General features: G+C 68.5%; 19 protein-coding genes. 3 read left to right on the forward strand and 16 right to left on the reverse strand.

All coding sequences use genetic code 11. The annotated features are described in order from the left end of the window. Positions 1 to 18: 18 nt before the first annotated feature. Entirely contained in the window at positions 19 to 702 is a 684-nt protein-coding gene (locus IPG05_06815; protein MBK6494800.1) for an aquaporin, read from the forward strand. A gap of 286 nt (positions 703 to 988) precedes the next feature. On the opposite strand, the gene ccsA is transcribed toward IPG05_06815, so the two are convergent. The 4 genes from ccsA to IPG05_06835 are packed head-to-tail and all read right to left on the reverse strand — an operon-like array spanning position 989 to position 3,452. Beyond that, on the reverse strand, positions 989 to 1,684 hold the full coding sequence (gene ccsA, locus IPG05_06820; protein ID MBK6494801.1) for a cytochrome c biogenesis protein CcsA: 696 nt from the start codon (positions 1,682 to 1,684) through the stop codon (positions 989 to 991). Then, positions 1,681 to 2,358 (reverse strand): heme exporter protein CcmB, encoded by a 678-nt coding sequence (locus IPG05_06825; protein MBK6494802.1) that lies wholly within the window; start codon positions 2,356 to 2,358, stop codon positions 1,681 to 1,683. Before IPG05_06825 ends, ccsA begins: the two co-directional genes overlap by 4 nt. Then, positions 2,355 to 3,068 carry a heme ABC exporter ATP-binding protein CcmA gene (gene ccmA / locus IPG05_06830; protein ID MBK6494803.1) on the reverse strand — a complete coding sequence of 238 codons (714 nt, stop codon included), beginning with the start codon at positions 3,066 to 3,068 and terminating at the stop codon, positions 2,355 to 2,357. The genes IPG05_06825 and ccmA overlap by 4 nt, the downstream gene beginning before the upstream one ends. Before the next feature lie 57 nt (positions 3,069 to 3,125). Then, the gene (locus IPG05_06835) at positions 3,126 to 3,452 is read right to left on the reverse strand and encodes an STAS domain-containing protein (GenBank protein MBK6494804.1); all 327 of its coding nucleotides are present in this window, start codon (positions 3,450 to 3,452) and stop codon (positions 3,126 to 3,128) included. A gap of 281 nt (positions 3,453 to 3,733) precedes the next feature. Here IPG05_06835 and acs point away from each other — a divergent pair, with 281 nt between their 5' ends. Continuing rightward, positions 3,734 to 5,683, forward strand: coding sequence for an acetate--CoA ligase (gene acs / locus IPG05_06840; protein ID MBK6494805.1), 1,950 nt, complete (start codon positions 3,734 to 3,736; stop codon positions 5,681 to 5,683). 236 nt (positions 5,684 to 5,919) lie between these two features. Here the strand turns inward: acs and IPG05_06845 are convergent, their stop codons facing one another. The 10 genes from IPG05_06845 to pruA all read right to left on the reverse strand — a co-directional run bounded on the left by IPG05_06845 (position 5,920) and on the right by pruA (position 18,030). Then, entirely contained in the window at positions 5,920 to 7,848 is a 1,929-nt protein-coding gene (locus IPG05_06845) for a potassium transporter Kup (protein ID MBK6494806.1), read from the reverse strand. Beyond that, the gene (locus IPG05_06850; GenBank protein MBK6494807.1) at positions 7,845 to 8,534 is read right to left on the reverse strand and encodes a thioredoxin domain-containing protein; all 690 of its coding nucleotides are present in this window, start codon (positions 8,532 to 8,534) and stop codon (positions 7,845 to 7,847) included. Before IPG05_06850 ends, IPG05_06845 begins: the two co-directional genes overlap by 4 nt. A gap of 679 nt (positions 8,535 to 9,213) precedes the next feature. Continuing rightward, positions 9,214 to 9,627 carry an OsmC family protein gene (locus tag IPG05_06855; protein ID MBK6494808.1) on the reverse strand — a complete coding sequence of 138 codons (414 nt, stop codon included), beginning with the start codon at positions 9,625 to 9,627 and terminating at the stop codon, positions 9,214 to 9,216. Beyond that, complete coding sequence (locus IPG05_06860) at positions 9,620 to 10,165, reverse strand: CDP-alcohol phosphatidyltransferase family protein (protein ID MBK6494809.1); 546 nt, start codon at positions 10,163 to 10,165, stop codon at positions 9,620 to 9,622. The genes IPG05_06855 and IPG05_06860 overlap by 8 nt, the downstream gene beginning before the upstream one ends. Positions 10,166 to 10,174: 9 nt before the next feature. After that, on the reverse strand, positions 10,175 to 12,805 hold the full coding sequence (locus IPG05_06865) for an insulinase family protein (GenBank protein MBK6494810.1): 2,631 nt from the start codon (positions 12,803 to 12,805) through the stop codon (positions 10,175 to 10,177). Continuing rightward, positions 12,802 to 13,539, reverse strand: coding sequence for a hypothetical protein (locus tag IPG05_06870; protein ID MBK6494811.1), 738 nt, complete (start codon positions 13,537 to 13,539; stop codon positions 12,802 to 12,804). Before IPG05_06870 ends, IPG05_06865 begins: the two co-directional genes overlap by 4 nt. After that, positions 13,536 to 14,441 carry an ABC transporter ATP-binding protein gene (locus tag IPG05_06875; protein ID MBK6494812.1) on the reverse strand — a complete coding sequence of 302 codons (906 nt, stop codon included), beginning with the start codon at positions 14,439 to 14,441 and terminating at the stop codon, positions 13,536 to 13,538. The genes IPG05_06870 and IPG05_06875 overlap by 4 nt, the downstream gene beginning before the upstream one ends. Next, positions 14,438 to 15,562, reverse strand: coding sequence for a tetratricopeptide repeat protein (locus IPG05_06880; protein ID MBK6494813.1), 1,125 nt, complete (start codon positions 15,560 to 15,562; stop codon positions 14,438 to 14,440). The genes IPG05_06875 and IPG05_06880 overlap by 4 nt, the downstream gene beginning before the upstream one ends. A gap of 83 nt (positions 15,563 to 15,645) precedes the next feature. Beyond that, complete coding sequence (locus IPG05_06885) at positions 15,646 to 16,224, reverse strand: hypothetical protein (GenBank protein MBK6494814.1); 579 nt, start codon at positions 16,222 to 16,224, stop codon at positions 15,646 to 15,648. Positions 16,225 to 16,407: 183 nt separating this feature from the next. Continuing rightward, positions 16,408 to 18,030: an L-glutamate gamma-semialdehyde dehydrogenase gene (pruA, locus tag IPG05_06890; GenBank protein ID MBK6494815.1), complete on the reverse strand. Its 1,623-nt coding sequence runs from the start codon at positions 18,028 to 18,030 to the stop codon at positions 16,408 to 16,410. Positions 18,031 to 18,204: 174 nt separating this feature from the next. On the opposite strand from pruA, the gene IPG05_06895 reads away from it, so the two are divergent. Continuing rightward, positions 18,205 to 18,579, forward strand: a complete 375-nt coding sequence (locus IPG05_06895) for a hypothetical protein (protein MBK6494816.1) — start codon at positions 18,205 to 18,207, stop codon at positions 18,577 to 18,579. Positions 18,580 to 18,787: 208 nt separating this feature from the next. Here IPG05_06895 and IPG05_06900 read toward each other — a convergent pair whose 3' ends face one another. Then, positions 18,788 to 19,759 carry a hypothetical protein gene (locus IPG05_06900; GenBank protein MBK6494817.1) on the reverse strand — a complete coding sequence of 324 codons (972 nt, stop codon included), beginning with the start codon at positions 19,757 to 19,759 and terminating at the stop codon, positions 18,788 to 18,790. Continuing rightward, positions 19,756 to 20,547, reverse strand: coding sequence for a hypothetical protein (locus IPG05_06905; protein MBK6494818.1), 792 nt, complete (start codon positions 20,545 to 20,547; stop codon positions 19,756 to 19,758). Before IPG05_06905 ends, IPG05_06900 begins: the two co-directional genes overlap by 4 nt. Positions 20,548 to 20,549 lie beyond the last annotated feature (2 nt).

Raw genomic sequence — 20,549 nt, forward strand, 5'->3', positions numbered from 1 at the left:
AACAGGATGACTCGACCGATGCGTCCCCTGCTTCCCCGTGTCCTCGCCGAGATGTTCGGCACCTTCGTCCTGATCTTCTTCGGGTGCGGAGCGGTCGTGATGAACTCCTTCCCGGGCGCTGATTACGGCGTCTTCGGGATCGCCGTGGTCCACGCGATCGCCCTCGCCATCGCCATCTCGGCGACGGCGGCGATCTCCGGCGGCCACTGCAACCCGGCGGTCACGATCGGGCTGCTCTCGATCAAGAAGATCGCCCCCGCCGACGCCTTCGCCTACGTCATGGCGCAGCTGGCCGGTGGCCTCCTCGGCGCGCTGCTCGTCAAGACCATCGTGGCCCCGAATGTCGGCCGCGTGGTGAACTTCGGCGCGCCGGCGTTGCACAACACGATGAGCTTCGGCACCGGCATCGCCCTCGAGGCGATCCTGACCTTCTTCCTGATGTCGGCCGTGATGGCAACGGCGGTCTCGAAGAGCGCCCCGAAGATCGCGGGCTTTGGCATCGGCCTGACGCTGATCCCCGGCATCGTCGTCGGTGGCGCACTCACCGGTGGCGCCCTCAACCCGGCCCGCGCCTTCGGCCCCGCCATCATCGCCGGCAACATGCAGGCGCAGGCCGTCTGGTGGATCGGGCCGATCGTCGGCGCGGTCGTGGCGGCGTTGCTGTGGAAGCATGTGCTGATGGCGAAGGAAGACGTCGCGTAGACAGCAGATGATGGATGATGGATGATGGATGCTCCACTAACCGTGTCATCCTGAGCGTAGCAGCCCGCAGGGCTGCGCAGTCGAAGGACCTCTCTCCGCGCGCTGGGAAAGAGGTCCTTCGACTACGCCCGCTGCGCGGGCTCCGCTCAGGATGACAACATGCATCCATCATCCATCATCCATCATCCATCATCCCTTGCTGTTACCTCTCCGCCAGAGACTCACGACATATCCTCCCACCACCACGGCCGTCACCACATACGCCGCGATCATGTAGCTCCCGGTATCAGGCATCGGCCGCCTCCTGGATGGCGTGGCGGGCGCCGATGCCGTAGCGCTGCATGACGAGCCCGAGGTAGAGGATGGTGAAGACCGCGAAGCCGGTGAGGAAGGTGCGCAGCATCTCGAACGGCAGCTCCGGCTTGGTCGTCTTGACGACGACCGGCTGCGGATGCTGCGACGCGAAGAGATAGACGGTGAGGTGGTTGAACGGCACCAGCACCAGCGCCATCAGCCCCATGACCGCGGCGAACTTGGCCCGCTCGGCGGGGTCACGCACCGCGCCCCGGAGCGCGAAGTAGCCGCCAAAGAGCACGATCTCCATCACGGTGAACGTCAGCCGTGGTTCCCACTCCCACCAGGTGCCCCACACCGGCCGACCCCAGATCGGGCCGGTGATCACGACGATGATGCCGAACATCATGCCGACTTCGGCCGAGGCCTCGGCGAAGACGTCGAAGCGGGCGTCGTGGAGCAGGAGGTAGAGGAGCGACGCGATGCCGGTGAAGATGAAGGCCATCTGCATCGCGTACGCCGCGGGCGGATGGATGTAGAAGATCTTCTGGGCCAGTCCCTGAAAGCGCTCCGTTGGCGTCAACTGCAGCGCCATCACGTAGAGGACGATCAGCGACACCACGCCGACCAGGGTCATGATCCGGCCGCGGCTGATCTGCCGACTGGCCGATGCTGCCTCGAGAGTCATTCGTCCACCACCGCAGGAAAGAGCATCGCCGCCAGCATGGCGAAGGCGAGGTCGTACAAGGCAAGGAATCTGAGCCATCCCCAGAGCTCTTCCAAGGGGCGGCCGCCGAGGAGGCGGACCGTGCTCTGCGCCGCGAAGTAGATCGGCGGGAGGAGGAAGGGGAGCATCAGGACCGGGAGCAGCAGCTCGGCGTGCCGCGTCCGGACCGCCATCGCGGAGAAGACGGTGCCGATGGCGGTGATGCCGATCGACGCGAGGACGGCGACGCCGGCGACCGGGAACAGCGCCGGGGTGACCGCCACCCCATAGAAGAGGATCCAGAGCGGGAAGGTGATCGCCAGGACCAGCGAGACGAACGCCAGGTTGGCCAGCCACTTCCCGAGGAAGAGCGCGCTCCGGGGCACCGGGGCGAGGAGGATCCCCTCGAGGGCGGCGTGCTCGCGCTCCAGCGTGAAGGCCCGGTTGAGCGCGACCAACGACGCCAGCGCGATGGTGATCCAGAGCACCGAGGGGGCGAGCGTCACCAGCGAGACGGACCCGCCATCGCGCGCAAAGACCACCGTCAGCAGCACGAGGACGGCGAAGAGGGTGGCGGTGTGGATCGCGGTGCGCGACCGCCGCTCGATGCGGAGATCCTTCCCGGCAATCAGCAGCGCGATCCGGACGACGCTCATGGCGTCACCAGCGCATCGTAGCCCGTCCGGAACTGCGCCAGGTCGTCCGGCCGCGGCTCATCGGCGACGACGACGCCACTCCGCAACACGATCACCCGAGTGGCCAGCTCCCAGAGCTCCGCCGGCTCGTGCGTCACGCAGACCACGGCCCGCCCGGCATCGCGCTCGGCGGCCACCCGCTCCCGGAGCGACCGCGCGGCGGCGGCGTCGAGCGCCGTGAACGGTTCGTCCAGCAACAGCAGCGCCGGCTGGTGCATCGTGGCCCGCGCGAAGGCGAGCCGCTGCAACATCCCCTGCGAAAATCCGAACACGCGCGAGTCGGCACGCGAGGTGAGGCGCGCATCCGCTAGCGCCGTCTCGACACGCGATGCGACACTGTCGAGTCCATGCAACTCTGCCGCGAATCGCAGGTTCTCCCGCGCCGTGAGATCTTCATAGAGGAACGACTGATGGGAGAGCAATCCGAGCGCGCGGCGTGCGTCGGGATCGGCATGGACGTTCTGGCCGAGAACCTCGACCCGCCCCTTGGTGGGGCGCGCGAGCCCCGCGATGCAGCGGAGGAGGGTGGACTTGCCGGCGCCGTTCGGGCCCAGCAGCAGCACCACTTCGCCGGGGGCCACGAGGAGCTCAACCCCACGCAACGCGACCACCGCCCCGAAGCGACGCTCGAGATGGTGGACCTGCAGCAACGGAGTGTCGGCGGGGGTCATCCGCAGCGGGGCGCCAATGGCATCCCGGAAGTATAGCGCGGCCAGGCGGCCGCGCCGTTACCGCTCAGGGCGCGGCTTTTCGAAGAGGAAGAGATCGTCGAGCTTGGTGAGGACCAGCAGGAACTCCAACTCCGGCGTCACGCCGCGGAGCTTGACCTGCAGCCGCCGATCGGCGGCGTGGCGCTGCACCATGACCAGCGCGCCCAGCCCCGAGGAGTCGACCTCCCGCGTCCCGGAGAGGTCCACCACCAGCTGCCCATTCCCCTCGGCCAGCTCGTCGAGGAGCTCGTTCGCCGTCCGGCGAAAGGCTTCTCGAGTCGCCAACCCCAGGGTCGGTGGGGCAAGCAGCTCTCGCTGTGATGGCTGCGCGGTCGTCACGGTCATGGGCCTCCAGCCCTCGATGTAAGCATCTGGGGTAGAGGCAGGAGCAAGAGGTCTGCCAAACGGCGAGGAGACTGGAGTGTATGAAATATTGACAGTTGGATGATCGATGATCGATGCTCGATCGTCGATGATCGATGATCGATGGTCGATGATCGATGGTGCCGCCACGGACACCTGGCCTGAAATCCCACAGATCGCTGCAATCGATCATCGACCATCGATCATCGATCATCCCGAATCCCGCTAGCTTTCCAGCTTCCCTCAGACACCGGCATCCCAACATGTCCGACCAGCTCCAGACCCTCCTCTCCGAAGAGCGTCGTTTCCCGCCCGACCCGGCCTTTGCGGCGGCCGCGGTGACCACCGAGGCGACCTACGACCAGGCCGCGGCCGACCGGCTCGGCTTCTGGGAGGCCGAGGCGAAGCGTCTGGACTGGTTCACGCCCTGGCACACGGTCCTCGAATGGAAGCTCCCCCACGCCAAGTGGTTCTCGGGTGGGCGGCTGAACGTCGCCGTGAACTGCGTCGACCGGCACCTGACCGGGGCGCGGCGGAACCAGGCGGCGCTGATCTGGGAGGGAGAGCCGGGCGACCAACGGGTCCTGACCTACTGGCAGCTGCACCAGGAAGTCTGCAAGGCCGCGAACGCGCTGCTCGCCCTCGGCGTGACGCGGGGCGACCGGGTGGCGATCTACCTCCCGATGATCCCCGAGGCGGCGATCGCGATGCTGGCCTGCGCCCGCATCGGCGCGGTCCACTCGGTGGTCTTCGGCGGCTTCTCGGCGGAATCGCTGCGCGACCGGATCAACGACGCCCAGGCGGTCTGCTGCATAACGGCGGACGGCGGCTTCCGGCGCGGGCAGGTGCTGCCGCTCAAGCGGCTCGCCGATGAGGCGCTGGCCGACTGCCCGTCGATCACCTCGGTCCTGGTGGTGCACCGCGGGCACGGCGTCGACCCGACCCAGTGCCCGATGCAGGAAGGGCGCGACCACTGGTGGCACCGGATGCTCGAGGGACAGAGCGCGGTGAATGCACCGGAGGAGATGGAGGCGGAGGACCTGCTCTTCATCCTCTACACCTCGGGCACCACGGGGAAGCCGAAGGGGATCGTCCACACCACAGGCGGCTACCTCACGCAGGCGGCCGCCACCACGCGCCACGTCTTCGACCTCAAGGCCGGCGACGTCTTCTGGTGTACCGCCGACATCGGCTGGGTCACCGGACATTCGTACGTGGTGTATGGTCCGCTCGCCAACGGTGCGACGGTACTGATGTACGAGGGCGCGCCGGATTGGCCCAATCGCGGTCGCTTCTGGTCGATGTGCGAGCGCCACGGCGTGACCGTCTTCTACACCGCCCCGACCGCGATCCGCGCCTTCATGAAGTGGGGCACCGACCACCCCGCCAGGCACGACCTCTCCCGCCTGCGCCTCCTCGGCACCGTGGGTGAGCCGATCAACCCGGAGGCGTGGATCTGGTACCATGAACAGATCGGTCGCGGCCGCTGTCCGATCGTCGACACCTGGTGGCAGACCGAGACCGGCGGGATCATGATCACGCCGACGCCGGGCGTTGTCACCACCAAGCCCGGCTCGGCGACCAAGCCGTTCCCCGGCATCGAGGTGGAGCTGGTCGACAGCCACGGCACGCCCGTGGCGATGGGTGGGGGCTTCCTCACCATCAAGTCGCCGTGGCCCGGGATGCTGCGCACCATCTACGGCGACGACGCGCGCTACCAGGAGACCTACTGGAGCCGCTTTCCGGGCCGCTACTTCGCCGGCGACGGCGCCAAGCTCGACGCCGATGGCTACTGGTGGATCCTCGGCCGCGTCGACGACGTGCTCAACGTCGCCGGCCACCGCATCGGCACCATGGAAGTCGAGAGCGCGCTGGTGGACCATCCGGCCGTCGCCGAGGCGGCGGTGGTGGGCAAGGCGCACGAGCTGAAGGGGCAGGCGATCGCCGCGTTCGTGACCCTCAAGGAGGGGCACCACGCCTCTTCCGAGATGCGCGACGAGCTCCGCGAGCACGTGGCGCACAAGATCGGCGCCATCGCCAAGCCCGACGACATCCGCTTTGCCGACAACCTGCCCAAGACCCGCTCGGGCAAGATCATGCGCCGGCTGCTCCGCGACATCGCCGAGGGGCGCGCACTGGGCGACACGACGACGCTGGCGGATCCGGGGGTGGTGGCGAGGCTGAAGGATGAGTATGAGAGCTTGGAGAGCTGAGTCGTTAGTCGTTGGTCGTTGGTCGTTAGTCGTTAGAGGCGCTTCGGAGAGTTGTCATCCTGAGCGAAGCATCCCGTAGGGATGCGCAGTCGAAGGACCTCTTTCCGATGCGCTCGGAGAGAGGTCCCTTCACTTTGTTCAGGGCGGGCACTTCGACTACCCATCCCTTCGGGATGCTCCGCTCAGGATGACATATTCGACTTACGACCTACGACCTACGACTTACGACCCCTTCCCTACACCTGCAACTGCGCCCCCAACTCCACCACCCGATTCGGCGGCAAGCCGAAGTAGCCGGCGGCGCTCTGCGCGTTGCGGCTCATCACCGAGAAGAGGGTGGCGCGCCACGCCGGCATGGCGGCGCGGGTGCGGGCGCCCTTGCGGTCGCGCGGGGCGACGATGAGCGTCTCGCGGCCGAGGTAGAAGGTCACCTCGTTGAGCCGCAGCGCGGGGACCTTCCCTTCGGTCGGCGGCGGCAGCTGTTCCGCGGTGGCGGCGAGGATCGCCGCGACGTTGGGCGACTCGAGGAAGCCGTAGCGTGCGAACACCTGCACGAAGCCGGCGCCCTTGTCGACCACCTGCACCCGCTCGGCGTCCGGCACCAGCGGAATCTGCTCGGAGGAGATCGTCATCAGGATCACCTGCTCGTGCAGCACCTTGTTGTGCTTCAGGTGGTGGAGCAGGACCGGCGGCGCCACGTCGGGGATCGAGGTCATCACCACTGACACGCCCGGGACGCGATACGGCTTGCGGCGGATCACGTCGGGGATGAAGAGGTCGAGCGGCAACGACGACTCCTGCAGCATCGCCGTCACCTGCCGGCGACCGAGCTTCCAGGTGCTCATCAGCAGGTAGATCGCGCCGGCGGCGGCGAGCGGGAACCAGCCGCCGTCAGGGATCTTCAGCAGGTTGGCGCCGAGGAAAGCGACGTCGACCGCCACGAAGAGGCCGGTGATCAGCACCACGCGCCACATCGGCCAGCGCCAGATCTTCAGCATCACGATCGCAAAGAGGATCGAGGTGGTGAGCATGGTGCCGGTCACGGCGACGCCGTAGGTGGCCGCCAGCGCCGTGGAGGACTTGAACGCGAGCACGAGCGCGATGCAGGCCACCCAGAGGGCCCAGTTGACGCCGGGCATGTAGATCTGGCCGATCTCCGTTGCCGACGTGTGAATCAGGCGCATCCGCGGCGCGAAGCCGAGTTGCATCGCCTGCTGTGTCAGCGAGAAGGCGCCGGAGATCAACGCCTGCGAGGCGACGACGGCGGCGCCGGTGGCGATCCCGATCATGGGATACAGTGCCCACGACGGCACCAGCTGATAGAACGGATTGCTGACGGCCGTGGGGTCGGTGAGCAGCAGTGCCCCCTGCCCGAAGTAGTTGAGTGCCAGCGCCGGCAGCACCACCACGAACCAGGCAAGCCGGATCGGGCGCGCCCCGATATGCCCCATGTCGGCGTAGAGCGCCTCGCCGCCAGTGATCACCAGCACCACGGCGGCGAGCACGACGAACGCGTGGCTCCGCTCGCGGAGGAAGAACTCGAACGCGTACCAGGGATTCAGCGCGTGGAGCACTTCGGTGTTCATCAAGATGCCGCGGACGCCGAGCACCGCGATGCAGACGAAATAGATCGTGGTGACCGGGCCGAAGATCTTGCCGATGCCGGCCGTGCCGCGCCGTTGCACCGCGAAGAGCGCGGTGATGATCACGCACGCCATCGGGACGACCCAATGCTTGAAGATCGGCGTCGCCACCTCGAGCCCCTCGACGGCGCCGAGCACCGAGATGGCGGGGGTGATCACGCCGTCGCCGTAGAGCAGCGCCGCGCCGAACAGGCCGACCATGAGCACGAAGCCGCGGCCCTTCGACTGGCCGCCGGGCGCGACCAGCGCCAGAAGCGCGAGAATCCCGCCCTCGCCGCGGTTGTCGGCGCGCATGACCAGCGAGATGTACTTGAAGGAGACGACGAAATTGAGCGACCAGAAGATCAGCGAGAGGATCCCCAGCACGTTCTCATGGGTCAGCGCGATGGCGTGCGGCCCCGAGAAACACTCCTTGAGTGCGTAGAGCGGCGAGGTCCCGATGTCGCCGTAGACCACGCCCAGCGCCGCGAGGGCCAGGCCGACGAGCGCCTTCCCCTCGGGCGGTTTGCGATCGTGGCTCACGGCGCCTTGGTACCGGCCTGGGCAGCGATCAGCGAGTCGACCAGCTGAACCATGCCATCGGAGTTGAGGCCAGTGTAGATCCGCCCGCCAATCAGGAACGAGGGCGTCGAGCCGACGCCGATGCGCGCCCCTTCATCCAGCGAGGCCTGAATGCGACCGGCGTACTTGGCGGACTCCATGCAGCTCTGCCACAGCCCGGTGTCGACCCCTGCCTCCTTGGCCAACCCCTTCAGGATCGAAACGGCGCTGCCGGCGAGGGCCCACTCGGACTGATGCAGGAACTGCCGCTCGGCAAGTTCCCAGAACTTCCCCTGGTCGTTGGCGCAGGCCACCGAGTGCGCCGCCACGCGCGAGTGGGTGTGAATGCCACCCTCCAGCGGGAAATCCCGATAGCGGAAGCGCGCCTTCCCGGTCTCGATCAGTCGCGCCCGGATGTCGGGGAACTGGACGGTGGAGAAGGCGGCGCAGGCCGGGCAGGTGAAGTCGGCGTACTCGGAGATTTCGATCGGCGCGGTGGGGCTGCCGAGGAGATAGCCGTTGAAGCCGGAGGTGTCCGCCGCGGTGACGGCGACGTTGGCGGGAATCGAGACGGCGCCGCCGCCCATCATCCGGTAGGCGAGAAATCCGACTCCGGCGATCGCAATCGCCCCGAGTGCGAGGTAGAACGGCTTCTGACCCTGCGCCATGACGTCCTCTGGCGCGCCCCCCGGCGAGCGCGGGGCCCGGCTGGGCCTGCTCGGTGGGCGCGCGGCTGCCCTGGTGAACCGCGCTCGCGCCCCCGCCTGTGGCGGTCGGCGACGGGGACCAATCTAACGAGAACCCGGGGCACCGTGGGGGCCGGTTTGCCTTCAGGTGAACTTTTTCCCTATATTGCGCGTATCCAAAGCGATGGATCCGGGGGCAATGTCGCCCCCAGCAACACTCAGGGAAGGCGAATGACCAAGAAGAAGACGGCCCCCCGGCCCCCGGCGATGCCCACGGCGTTCGACGCGGCACGGGATGAGCTGTTCAGCCATATCCTCCGCTGCGGCGTGCTCGAAGCCGCCCCGGAGCATCAGAAGGAGTGGATGGACGACACCATGCAGTACGTCGCCGACCGCTACCCCGACTTGAACGCCGAGCAGCAGGGTCAGCTCCGCGTCCTCGGTGAACGCTTCTGCCAGCCCGTGGTTCGCCGCGCGCCCGCCGATGCCGTCGTCGAGACGGTCGTGGAGACGGAAGCCGAAGCGGAAGTCGAAGTCGAAGTTGAGACGGCGAACGCGACGGCTAAGTTCGAGAAGCGAGAAGCGAGAAGCGAGAAGCGGGGCCCAACGGGAAGATCTCTCCGCTGGGCCCCGCTTCTCGCTTCTCGCTTCTCGCTTCTCGCTACTCGACGATCACCTTCGTCTCCACCACGATATCCTCCCGCAGCGACAGCATCACCGAGCAGTACTTCGTCACGCTCAGTTCCACCGCCCGATCGGCCTTCGCCTGCGTCAGCCCCTCGCCCGAGAGGGTGAAGGTGAAGAGGATGTGATTGTAGCGCTTCGGATGCTCCTCGTTGCGGCGGCCGGTCAGGTCCATGGTGAACTTCGTCAGCGTGACCTGCATCTTCTCGAGAATCGACGTGACGTCCGCGCCGGCGCAGCCACCCATCGCCGTGAGCAGGGCGACCATCGGGCCGGGCGCGACCTTGCCGTCGCCATCGAGATTGATGGTCGGTCCACCGGGCGCGCCGCCGGTGAAGCGCATGCCGCCGGTCCAGTCGAGATGCGAAAAGCGGAGATTCGGATCAGTCATTGGCGTTCAGCTTCCTGAAGAAGGGCTGGTTGTAGTCGTAAATGGCGTACAGTGCCACCGCCGCCGTGGCCCACGCCAACGGGCGCAGGAAGTACGACGACTTGAGAATGAAGGCGAGGAGGGTCAACAACTGCAACAGGGTGACCACCTTGCCGCCGAAACGTGCCGGCACCGCGGTGCCTCGCCCCGTCGCCAGCGTGATGAAGAAGGCCACCGAGAGGACGATGTCGCGCATCAACAGCGCGGTGACTTCCCACCACGCCAGGTCGCCACTCCAGAGCACCGTCCCGAATGCCGCCGCCATGAAGAGCTTGTCGACGATCGGGTCGAGCACCGCCCCGATGCGTGACCCGCCGTAGCGCCGCGCGACCACGCCGTCGCCGAGGTCGGTGGCGGCGGCCAGCCCAAGCAATGCCAGCCGCTCGGTCGTCCCCCCGAGGATCGGGAAGGCGATCGCGAGCGGAATGCGGACCAGGGTGATCGCATCGGCCAGCGCGAAGCCGCGGCGGAGTGGTGGGGGGGCAACAGGATCGGCCATCCCGGGAAGCTACTCCGGTCGCTCCGGCGCGACGACGCCCTCGGCCCGAGTGGCCGGATCGAAGGCGGCCGCCACGGCATGGACCGCCTCGCGGGTGACCGCCCGGTACGGCGCCGCCGGATCGGCCAGCTCGGCCAGCCCCTCGCCCAACAGCCAGGCATCCGCGATCTCACCAGCCACCGCGCCGGCCGACTGCCTCGCGACCTCCTCCTGCCCGGCCAGCATCGCCGTGGCGCGATGGAGTTCATCGGCCGTGGGCGGCTCGGCGCGGAAGGCCGCCAGCTCCTCGAGCATCGCCTCGCGCGCCTCGTCGAGCCGTTCCGGGGCCATGGCGATGTAGGTGAGCAGCCCACCCGCCCGCCGCCGCTGCCATGACGACGCCATCACGGTGTACGCCAGCGACCGCGCGCTCCGCAGCGATTCGAAGAGCCGCCCGCCGAGCCCGCCCGCGATCGCGCCCCACACCTCGGCGGCGTGCCGCGTCGGGTCGCCCCGATTCGGTCCCGGAAAGAGCATCGCGAGTGCCGATTGCTGCCGATCCCGGCTGGCCGTGCGCAGGCCGGGGAGGATTGGCTCCACCTCAACGAGCGGCCGCACGCCGGCGGGAAACGCACTCGACACGAGCGGCGCGAAGGCGTCGACGAGCAGGTCGGCCAATGCCTCCGGCTCCTGATTGCCCACGGCCACGACGGTGATCGGGCCGCTCGATGCGAAGTCGGCATGCCACTGCCGCACCCGCGCCGGCGTGAAGGCGTCGAGCGACTCCGGGCTGCCGAGGGTCGGGGCGCCGTAGCCGACATCGCCGAAGGCATGCCCGAGCACCAACTGGAACGGGAAGCGCACCATGTCATCGGCGACGGACCGCGCGTCGTCGAGCATGAGATCGCGCTCGATGGTGACACTCGCGTCGTCGAGACGCGGTGTCGTCAGCACCTCGACCAGCAGCCGTGCGGCCGCGCCAACCTGCTCCGCCAGCACCGTCGTGCCGAGCGAGAGGACATCGGCGCCGACCGACGGCGAGAGCACCCCGCCGAGCGCCTCGATCGCCACTGCCAACTGCCCTGCATCGAGCCGCGTGGTGCCGCGCATCAACGCCCGGAAGCCGAGGGCATCGAGGCCGGCGAGCGCCGGATCGCGAACCGCGGCGCGCGGGCGGTAGACGTTGAGGCCGACCTGCGGGACATCGCCGTGCCTGGCCACCAACAGGTCGAGCCCCGGCAACGCCACGTGGAGCACGCCCTGCTCGCGCCGCCGCGTGCCCGCGACCGGTGCGCGCGGCACCGGCACGAGCGCGCTCGGCACTGCCATCGCCGGCATGGCGCGGGCAGGAGCTCGCATCGCATCGGTCAGCAGGTCGAGGTCGAACGCCTCGCTGCTCGCGGTCGGATAGTAGGCCACCGCCGATGCCGCACTGGGGTCGACCCACTGCGCCGCCGCGTCGCGCACCTGCGCCGCCGTGACCGCCATGATCTCGGCTTCCTCACGATCCAGTCGCGTCAGGTCGCCTTCGGCCTCGGCGTCGGCGAGCGCGGTGGCGCGTGCCTCGTAGCGCTCAAGCCGGCGCTGGAGCCGCACGCGCAACAGCGTCTGCGCGCGCGCCAGCTCATCGGCGTCGGGGCCAGCGTCGCGCACCGCGCGGATCGTCGCGGCGACGATGCCGAGCGCCTCGCGCATCCGGCTCGGCTCGAGCTCGAGGCCCACGACGAAGACGCCCGCCGGGGTCTGCCGATCGGCGTCGGTGGTGCCGTAGTGCCCTGCACCAACACCCGCCACCAGCCCCGGCTCGCGCAGCAGGCGCGCCAATCGCGACGCGCGGCCGCCGGTGAGGATGGTGCCGAGGACATCGAGCGCCGGGACCTGCGGATCGAGCGGGCCGACCCCGCGCCACCCGAGTGCCAGATCGGCCATCGCCACATCACCGCGCAGCAGCCGGACGCCAGGCGTCGCGGGCCCGCTCTCGGTCGGGCCGACGTCGAACGGATCGGCGGGGAGGGACCAGTCGCCCCAGTTGGCGCGCAGCGCCGCCAGCATCTCGTCTTCGTCGAGGTCGGCGACCACCGAGACGATGGTGCGCGACGGGATGTAGCGCGACCGGTGATACGCGGCGACCTGCTCGCGGCGAAAGCCCTCGAGGACGGCCTCGTAGCCGATGCGCCAGCGACGGATCCGGTGATGGTCGTACAACAGCTCGTGCAGCGTCTCGCCGGTCACGGCACCGGGCGTGTCGAGCTTCCGCTTCGCTTCCTGGATGATCACGCCGAGTTCGCGGCGCAACTCGTCGGCATCGAAGAGCGGATTGCGCACCTGATCGGCCTGCAATGCCATCGCCTCGACGGCGTGGCGTGCGGGAACCGAGGCGTAGTAGACGGTGCGATCGTACGAGGTGTAGGCGTTCAGCGAGCCGCCAAGCGCCTTGGTGCGCCGCGCCAATTCACCGGGGCCGAGCGTCGGTGTCCCCTTGAAGAGCATGTGCTCGAGGACGTGAGAGATCCCCTGCACCTCGTCGGGCTCATCGAGGAAACCGGCGCGGACGTGGGTGGCGAGGGCGGCGGCCGGCGCGGCACGGCGGCGCTGCACCAGCAGCGTCACTCCGTTGGGCAGGACCTCGCGCCGAACGCCGTCGGTAGGGTGCGCGCTCACGCGCGTCCACCACTCCCCAGTGGCTTGACCACCAGGAGCACCAGCGCCACGGCCACCAGGGCCACGCCGTAGCCGATCACATGGAACAGGTCGTCGCCCGCGGGGAGACCCTTCACCGGCGAGATCAGGTGGTACGGCGGCAGCAGCGTGTGCGCCCAGCTCAGCATCGTCGGTGGTTCGGTCTTCGACATCGCCATCAGCTTGATGATGTCGTCGAGCCGCGCCTGCGTGAAGGTGATCGCGAAGGTGAAGAGCCAGTCACGTGAGGTGAACACCGACGCCAGCAGCACCGTCCCCCCGACCAGCAGATAGGCGAGCGCCGTCACCTGCATCAGCTCGAGGGTGATGCCGGTGCCCTTGCCGAAGAAGAGCTGCAGGCCAACACCGAGCAGCACCGGAATCGAGAGCACCGCCACGCCGCCGAGCAGCCACCGCTGCAGGTAGAACCACCACGGTGCCATCGGCTTCGAGAACCAGGCGCGATAGTAGCCACGCCCGACGTCGTTGCCGGCGACTCCGCCGGACGCCACCAGCACGGCGAGCGTCAGGACCGCGGCGACCACCTGGCGCACGAAGATCGACGGATCGGCCATCGCGCTGGCGTCCTTCCGACCGAGTCGCCAGATCACCACGCAGATGGTGAGGGCCACGGTGGCAAAGAGCGCGAACGGCCCCTGCGCGACGTCCATCACGTGGGCGGGGAGGTAGCGGAACGGCGAGCGATTGCGCGTCATCGCTGCACCGCCTCGCGGAAGGCCGATTCGAGGCGCCCTTCTTCGGGCACGCACTCCACCAGCACGGCGCCGTTGGCCAGGAGCGTGGCCAGCGCCGTGCTCAATTCGCGGCGCGAGGCCAGGCAGCGCCAGGTCCCGGTGCGGCCGGCGACCGGCGTCGCGGTCGGGAGCACCGCGGTAACGTCGACGGTCCCTTCGAGCACCAGCCGCCAGGCCAACTGCTCCGAGCGCTCTTCGGTCGAGTGGCCGACGACGCGCTGCAGTCGGCCGTGGTCGAGGATCGCGACCCGGTCGGCCAGCATCTCGAGCTCGTCGAGATTGTGCGAGGCAATCAGCACCAGCCGATCGGGGCGGCGCAACGCGCGGACCACGTCACGGAAGCGCTGGGTCCAGAGGGGATCGAGGCCGTGCGTCGGCTCGTCGAGCACGACCAGCTCGAAGTCACCGATGAGTGCCTGTCCGAGGCCGACGCGCTGCAGGTTCCCCTTGGAGAGCTGCTTGATCCGCTTCCCGGCGTGCTCGTCGAGCCCGAGGCGCGTCATCATCGCGGCGCTTTCGGTGGCCACGGCATCGGCCGCCACGCCGGAAAGGGTCGCCATGCGGCGCACCGTCGTCGGCACCTTCCACCGTGGCGGGAGGTTCACCAATTCGGTCAGGTACCCCACGCCGTGCTGCTCCACCCAGGGACGCGGCGCGGCGCCGTCAATGGTGATCCGCCCCGACGTCGGGTGCAGGAACCCCATCAACAGCGAGATCATGGTGGACTTCCCCGCCCCGTTCGGGCCGGCGATCCCCACCACCTCGCCGCGCGCCATTTCCAGCGTGAACTCCGCCAGCGCATCGACCCGCTTGCGGGAGACGAGGGCGGTGTAGGACTTGGAGACCGACTCGAATCGAATCACTCCACGATCCGAATGACGCCTGCCTCGGCCGATCCGCGCAGGAAGGCCTCGGCCGTGGTGATCGGGATGCGCACGCCGGTCTCGGCGGCCCCCCGACGGGCGTAGGCCTGCATGAACTCGGTGATCGTGCCATCGGCCCAGGCGCCCTCGACCGCCTGCAACTGCAGCAGGAGCTCATCCCAGCTGCCGCGCAGCGCCAGGCCGCCGAGCGTCTCGATCACGTGGCCACCGGTCATGCCGTCGATCGCCGGGCGGCGCTGCATCCCGGGGATGTCGCGCATCAAGGTGCCGAAGAGCTCGAGCTGGGTCGGATCGCGTGGGGTGCCGTCCGGCTGCATCCCCTCGATCTCGGCGAGGATCATGTCCTCCGGCGTGCCTTCACTGCCCAGCTCGGCGAGGCGCTCGAGCCACTCCGCCACTTCGGAGTCGTCGTCGCCCACTTGCCGTGCGGTCTTGAGCAACTCGATCACGCGCCAGATACCGAGGTCGTCGAAGTGATCGTCGGGCGTCGTGCGCGCGAAGTGCAACATCGCGGCGGTGACTTCGCCCCGGTCGTAGAGAATGTTGGCGAGATAGATCCGCGGTTCGGCGAACGACGATTCGAGTTCGAGGGCGCGGCGCAGCCAGTAATAGGCGTCGGCATCCATCCCGAGGCGATGCGAGGTGTAGCCGAGGGAGGCGGCGATCTCCGGCGACTCGGGATGGTGGAAATGGACCCGCTCGAAGGTGCGCCTGGCCTCGACGAAGTAGCCCTCGCGAAAGAGCGCGCGGCCGATCTGCAGCATCAGTTCGTGGTCGTCGTCGAAGCCGAGCGCGACGACCTGCTCGAAGGCGCGCAGCGCCGCCGCGATGTGACCGATCACCAGCAGCGTCTCGCCGAGGCCGGCGAGGGCATCTTCCTGTTCGGGGTCGAGCAGCAGGGCATGCTCGAACGCCTGCCGGGCCCACGCGTACTCCTCGCGGGCGAGCTGGGCGTAACCGACGCCGACGTGCAATTCGACGGCTTGAGGGTAGCGGGTGATCCCGTCACGCAGGAGCGTGAGGGCGTCGTCGTAGCGGGCTTCGTTGTACAGTTGGTGGGCCTGTTCGTCGTACTCATCGGAGCTGAGGAAGGGCTCCATGGGCAGTAGGCCTCCAGGCGGGTGTGCTCGCAATGTTGGGGCGATCCGAACGCGGCGCAAGGGGAACGCGCGTCGCGAGGATGTCAAGGGAGCGCGCGCACCACGATTCGTTGCCGCACGGTGGCCTGCACGGCGCGGCCGCCACCGCGTGACGTGACGTCGGTCACCAGCTCCCGCGTCCACCCGATCGGCACACCACGCGCATCGAGGCGCAGCTGCGACACCTCACGCGTCGCCTCACTGATGCGCAGCGTCACCGTGTCGCGCGCGACCGCCGTGGTGTCCCGCGTCCGCGTCGCCGTCCAGCGATAGCGACGGACGTCGGCGGAGTCGGCGAGGCGCTGCCAGTCACGCCCGGCACCGTCCCGCACGCGCCGATTGACCGGCAGCGGCGGTGCCACTGGCGGGAAGAAATCGTCCATCGCGGCGGCGAGGTCGTTCACCTCGACCAGCGCCGGCGGCACAAAGGGGACATCCACCACCACCAGCCCGCCGCGCGGCGCAGGCACCAGCTTCCACCGGCCGCCGGTGAAGCCATCGGTGTCGAACACCACCCGCCCCCCTGGCCCCTCCTCCACCAGACGCACCGCCGCCGCCTCGACCACCGTGGTGTCGGCACGCCGGCTCACCCGGTACTCGGTCTCGCGAGTGAGCGTCCGCACCAGCTCGGCGGTGGCGGTGCGGGAGGTGATGGTGGAGGAGATGGATTCCAGTAACCGGAAGGAGTCTGCGCGCGCAGCGGGGGCGCCGAGAAGAGCGCTGCAAGCAGCAGTCCGGTGACGGCGCCCCCGCGGGATGATCGATGATCGATCATCGATGATCGATCATCGGCCACTGAGCGTCCCCTAGCCGAGATATGGATACCGCCATTCCGTCGCCGGATTCCCCGTCTCCTTCACCGTCCGCGCCGAGACCCAGCGATAGAGGTTGAGGAGCGAGCCGGCCTTGTCGTTGGTGCCGGAGGCGCGGCCGCCGCCGAACGGCTGCTGGCCGACCACGGCGCCGGTGCACTTGTCGTTGACGTAATAGTTGCCGGCGGCGTGCCGCAGCTTCGTCTCGGCATGAATCACCGCCGCGCGGTCCTGCGCGAAGATCGCGCCGGTGAGGGCGTAGGTGGCGGTGTCATCGATCAACGTGAGCACCTCGTCCCAGGCCGCGTCCTCGTAGACATAGGCCGAGAGGATCGGGCCGAAGAACTCCTCCTTCATGATCCGATGGTGCGGATCGGTGGTCTCGAGCAGCGTCGGCTGCACGAACCAACCCACGGACCCATCGCAGGTGCCGCCGGCGTGGACCGTCACCGCGGGATCGGTCTGCACCGCCTTGAGCAGCGCCTCGTGCTTCCGGAACGCCTTCTCGTCGATCACCGCGCCGACGAAGACCGAGAAGTCGGCCGGATCGCCGACCTTGATCTGTGCCATCTCCTGCTGCATCCGCTCCTTCACGCGCGGCCAGAGCGAGCGCGGGATGTAGGTACGCGAGCAGGCGGAGCACTTCTGCCCCTGATACTCGAACGACCCACGCAGGAGGGCGGTCACGAACGCCTCGACATCGGCCGAGGGGTGCGCCACGATGAAGTCCTTGCCGCCGGTCTCGCCCACGAGGCGCGGGTAGCTGCGGTAGCTCGGCAACCGCTCGGCGACACCCTGCCAGATGCTCTGGAAGACCGGCGTCGAGCCGGTGAAGTGGACGCCGGCCAGGTGCTTCGAGTCGAGCAGGGTCTTGGTCGTGCTGGCGGAATCGCCCGGAATGAACTGGATCACGCCGGCCGGCAGCCCCGCCTCGCGGAGCAGGTCGTAGATCAGCCAGTTGGAAAGCGACGCCGTCGCCGAGGGCTTCCAGAGCACCACGTTGCCGAGGATTGCCGGCGCGGTCGGGAGGTTGCCGCCGATCGCGGTGAAGTTGAACGGCGTGATGGCGTAGATGAACCCCTCGAGCGGCCGCCAGTCGAGACGGTTCCAGACGCCCGGCACCGAGATCGGCTGCTCGTGCAGCAACTGCTCGGCGTAGTGGACATTGAAGCGCCAGAAATCGGCCAGCTCGCAGGCGGCATCGATCTCGGCCTGATGCGGCGTCTTTCCCTGGCCGAGGAGGGTGGCGGCGTTGATCCGATGACGCCACGGGCCGGCGAGCAGATCGGCCGCCTTCAGGAAGACGGCAGCGCGATCGGCGAACGACCACCGCTCCCAGACCTTCTGGGCGGCGATGGCCCCGTCGATGGCCTGCTGCAGGAGCTCGGGCGTCGACTGGTGGACGTTGGCGAGGTGGTGCTGGTGCCGCTGGGGCGAAGTGACGCGATTGGTCTTCCCGGGGCGGTGTTCGACGCCGTTGATCACCACCGGAATGTCGGTCACCACGCTCCCGAGCTCGGCAATGGCCGCCTGCAAGCCGGCGCGTTCCGGAGTGCCCGGCGCGTAGCTCAGGACGGGTTCGTTGATGGGGGTCGGGATGTTGCCGATGGCACTCATGACAGGACTCCGGTCCGGGGGTGATCTGGTCGGCGGGAAGGGTAGGGCGGCAGGGGAGCCGGGACAAGGATGGCGGGGGGGGCCGGCGGGGCTATCTTTCCGGATTGGCTGGTGGCCGGGAACCCGGGCCCCGCCCGGTCGGTACCAGTGTCGATCCCGTTCGGAGACTTCTCGATGCGCCGTTACGCCCCGCTTGCCCTGGTCGCCCTCCTCGCGGCCTGCCCGACGTACGACTCGTACAAGTATGCCGCCGGTCAGGACGGCCTGATGTCGGCCGATGACTACGCTGCCTACGGTCCTGAGCAGGCGATCGCGATGGCCGTTGGCCGCGAGTTCGGCAAGGGTGAGGCCGGCGCGACGCCGGAGGCCTTCGCCAAGCAGGCCGATGCCGCCCTCGCCTACGCCAAGAAGTTTCCGCAGATCAAGACGATCGTCGCGGACACCCTTGGACACCGCCTGGTGCTGACCTTCGCCGACGGCTGGAGCACCCAGGTCACGCCGATCACCGACGGCAAGAGCGGCGACGAGACGAAGGGACTCCCCAAGTAACAGCGATCTGCGAGCGGCGAACGGCGCTGGGCTCTGGAGCTGTCATCCTGAGCGAAACGACGGCGCAGCCGGAGTGAAGTCGAAGGACCTCTTCCCGATACGCTGGGATAGAGGTCCTTCGACTTCGCAGCCCTGCGGGCTGCTCCGCTCAGGATGACACGATCAGGACCCATCCGATCGCGTTTCGCCGTTCGCTGTTCGCGGTTCGTTACCCCCCCGCCACCCCCCCCATCTTCCCCACGCCCCCCATCATGTCGCCCATCATCCACCAGTGCTCCGCGCCCATCAGGTCGCGCGTCGGGTCCTGCATCAGGTCGAGCTGACGCTGGATCTCGGCGCCCTTGCCGGCGCGCGGAATCGTCGGCGCAGCGAGGATGTCGGAGATGATGTCGTGCAGCATGTGGAGGTTGTCGAAGATCGCCGCGGCGCGCGGGTGCGCCTTGCTGAAGCGCGGCGCCACGGCCGGCGCCATCGGCATCACGCTCGGATAGGCGGCTGGCGCGCCCTGGACCATGGCCCGCCAGCGGCCGGTCACCTGGCGCACCGACGCCGCGTCGTTGGACCGGTCGTCGTCGGTGAGGAATGCCTCGTAGAGTCCGATCTGCAGCCAGTGATACGACCAGATCAGGCCGTTGAACTGCGGCACCTCGCGCCGGAAGATCTGCGAGAACGGCTGCTCGTCCATCAGCGCCATCGACTTCGGCACCGTCGGCAACGCGTAGCGCGTCTCCTCCAGGTAGTAGTCGGTGATCCGCTCGATCAGTGCGTCGCGCTCCGCCGGGGTCAGCCGCGGATCGGCGTAGGCGTCGTAGATCTGCCGATGGAGAATGTGTGCCCAGTCGAAGGTGACCTTGGCGCGCCACGCCACCTTGGCGTAGGTCGGCTCGATCGCCTCTTCCGGAATGGCGAAGCGCGGCGGCTTCACCAACAAGTCACCGACCAGGAAGTCGTACTCGTCGGCCAGCGCGACCTTCGCGTCCTTGAGCGGCAGGGTCAGCAGCCGTTCGTAGAGGATCGCGTGGCCGTAGTCGAAGGCGTTGAAGAGCCGTGCGGCATCGGCGTGGCGGCCAAGGAACTGCCAGTTGAAGCTGCCCGGGTACGGGCGCACTTCATCGCGTCGCTGCTGCGCCATCAGCATGGTTGGCAGCGCGAGCAGCACGATGAGGAGGCGGCGGATCATCGATCACCCCGGATGCTCGGCGTGCCGAGCGAGAAGGTGCGCGAGAGTCCCATGGTGAGGGCGATCCCGGGTCCGTCGCCGAGTCCATGCGCAACGCCCGCGTCGAGGACCAACGACGGCGTCATCTGTCGGCGGAAGCCGACGGCAACTTCCCAATGTTGCTCCGACGGCCCCAGCGGCTTGGCGCTGTAGAGTTCGGCGATCAGCAGCGTGCTCTGCCGCATCAGCGTCCAGTCGGCCGCGACCGAGGCCGACCATCGGCCGGGGGCATCGGCCTCGGGGGCGTTGACCGCGCGCCCCACCGTCACCGACGCGTTGGCGTGGGTGCGGAGTCGACCCCAGGTGCGGGTCGCGATTGCCTTCCCCACCACCAGGACGCCGTCGCCCGAGGCACCACCACCTGGGAGGATGGCGTCGGCCCGCAGGGCGATCCCTGGGGTGTGCGGGGTCTCGGCGTTGAGGGAGAGGAGTGCAAAGAGACGCGGCCCGGCCGCTGCGGCCTCGCTGAGCCGGTCAGAGGCACGGAAGGGGAGCTTGATGCCCAGGAGGCCGTTGGGGAAGGCGCCCCACATGACTTCGGGGGTGAATTCCACCTCGCCCCGGCCGGCGTGGCGGGCGTAGTGGAACGGCATCATCCACTCCCAGGCGCGAAACTCCAGCGCCCAGGCGTCCTCGGAGCGGACCGGCCGCTCGTCGTCGAGATTGCGGTAGTCCGTCTGGGCCGGAAGGGCGGCGGCGGCAAACACCAACGCCCCGGCGGTGAGCAGGGTTCGAACAGGAACGAACATCG

This window comes from Gemmatimonadota bacterium (assembly GCA_016704275.1).
GTDB lineage: Bacteria > Gemmatimonadota > Gemmatimonadetes > Gemmatimonadales > GWC2-71-9 > Palsa-1233.

Coding starts and splice junctions, on each gene's coding strand:
- IPG05_06835 (MBK6494804.1), bottom strand. CDS start 3,452: ATGACCGTGACGACCGCGCAGCCATCACAGCGAGAGCTGCTTGCCCCA.
- IPG05_06860 (MBK6494809.1), bottom strand. CDS start 10,165: ATGGCCGATCCTGTTGCCCCCCCACCACTCCGCCGCGGCTTCGCGCTG.
- IPG05_06880 (MBK6494813.1), bottom strand. CDS start 15,562: ATGGAGCCCTTCCTCAGCTCCGATGAGTACGACGAACAGGCCCACCAA.
- IPG05_06850 (MBK6494807.1), bottom strand. CDS start 8,534: ATGGCGCAGGGTCAGAAGCCGTTCTACCTCGCACTCGGGGCGATTGCG.
- IPG05_06895 (MBK6494816.1), top strand. CDS start 18,205: ATGCGCCGTTACGCCCCGCTTGCCCTGGTCGCCCTCCTCGCGGCCTGC.
- acs (MBK6494805.1), top strand. CDS start 3,734: ATGTCCGACCAGCTCCAGACCCTCCTCTCCGAAGAGCGTCGTTTCCCG.
- ccsA (MBK6494801.1), bottom strand. CDS start 1,684: ATGACTCTCGAGGCAGCATCGGCCAGTCGGCAGATCAGCCGCGGCCGG.
- pruA (MBK6494815.1), bottom strand. CDS start 18,030: ATGAGTGCCATCGGCAACATCCCGACCCCCATCAACGAACCCGTCCTG.
- IPG05_06905 (MBK6494818.1), bottom strand. CDS start 20,547: ATGTTCGTTCCTGTTCGAACCCTGCTCACCGCCGGGGCGTTGGTGTTT.
- IPG05_06900 (MBK6494817.1), bottom strand. CDS start 19,759: ATGATCCGCCGCCTCCTCATCGTGCTGCTCGCGCTGCCAACCATGCTG.
- IPG05_06870 (MBK6494811.1), bottom strand. CDS start 13,539: ATGACGCGCAATCGCTCGCCGTTCCGCTACCTCCCCGCCCACGTGATG.
- ccmA (MBK6494803.1), bottom strand. CDS start 3,068: ATGACCCCCGCCGACACTCCGTTGCTGCAGGTCCACCATCTCGAGCGT.
- IPG05_06855 (MBK6494808.1), bottom strand. CDS start 9,627: ATGACTGATCCGAATCTCCGCTTTTCGCATCTCGACTGGACCGGCGGC.
- IPG05_06825 (MBK6494802.1), bottom strand. CDS start 2,358: ATGAGCGTCGTCCGGATCGCGCTGCTGATTGCCGGGAAGGATCTCCGC.
- IPG05_06815 (MBK6494800.1), top strand. CDS start 19: ATGCGTCCCCTGCTTCCCCGTGTCCTCGCCGAGATGTTCGGCACCTTC.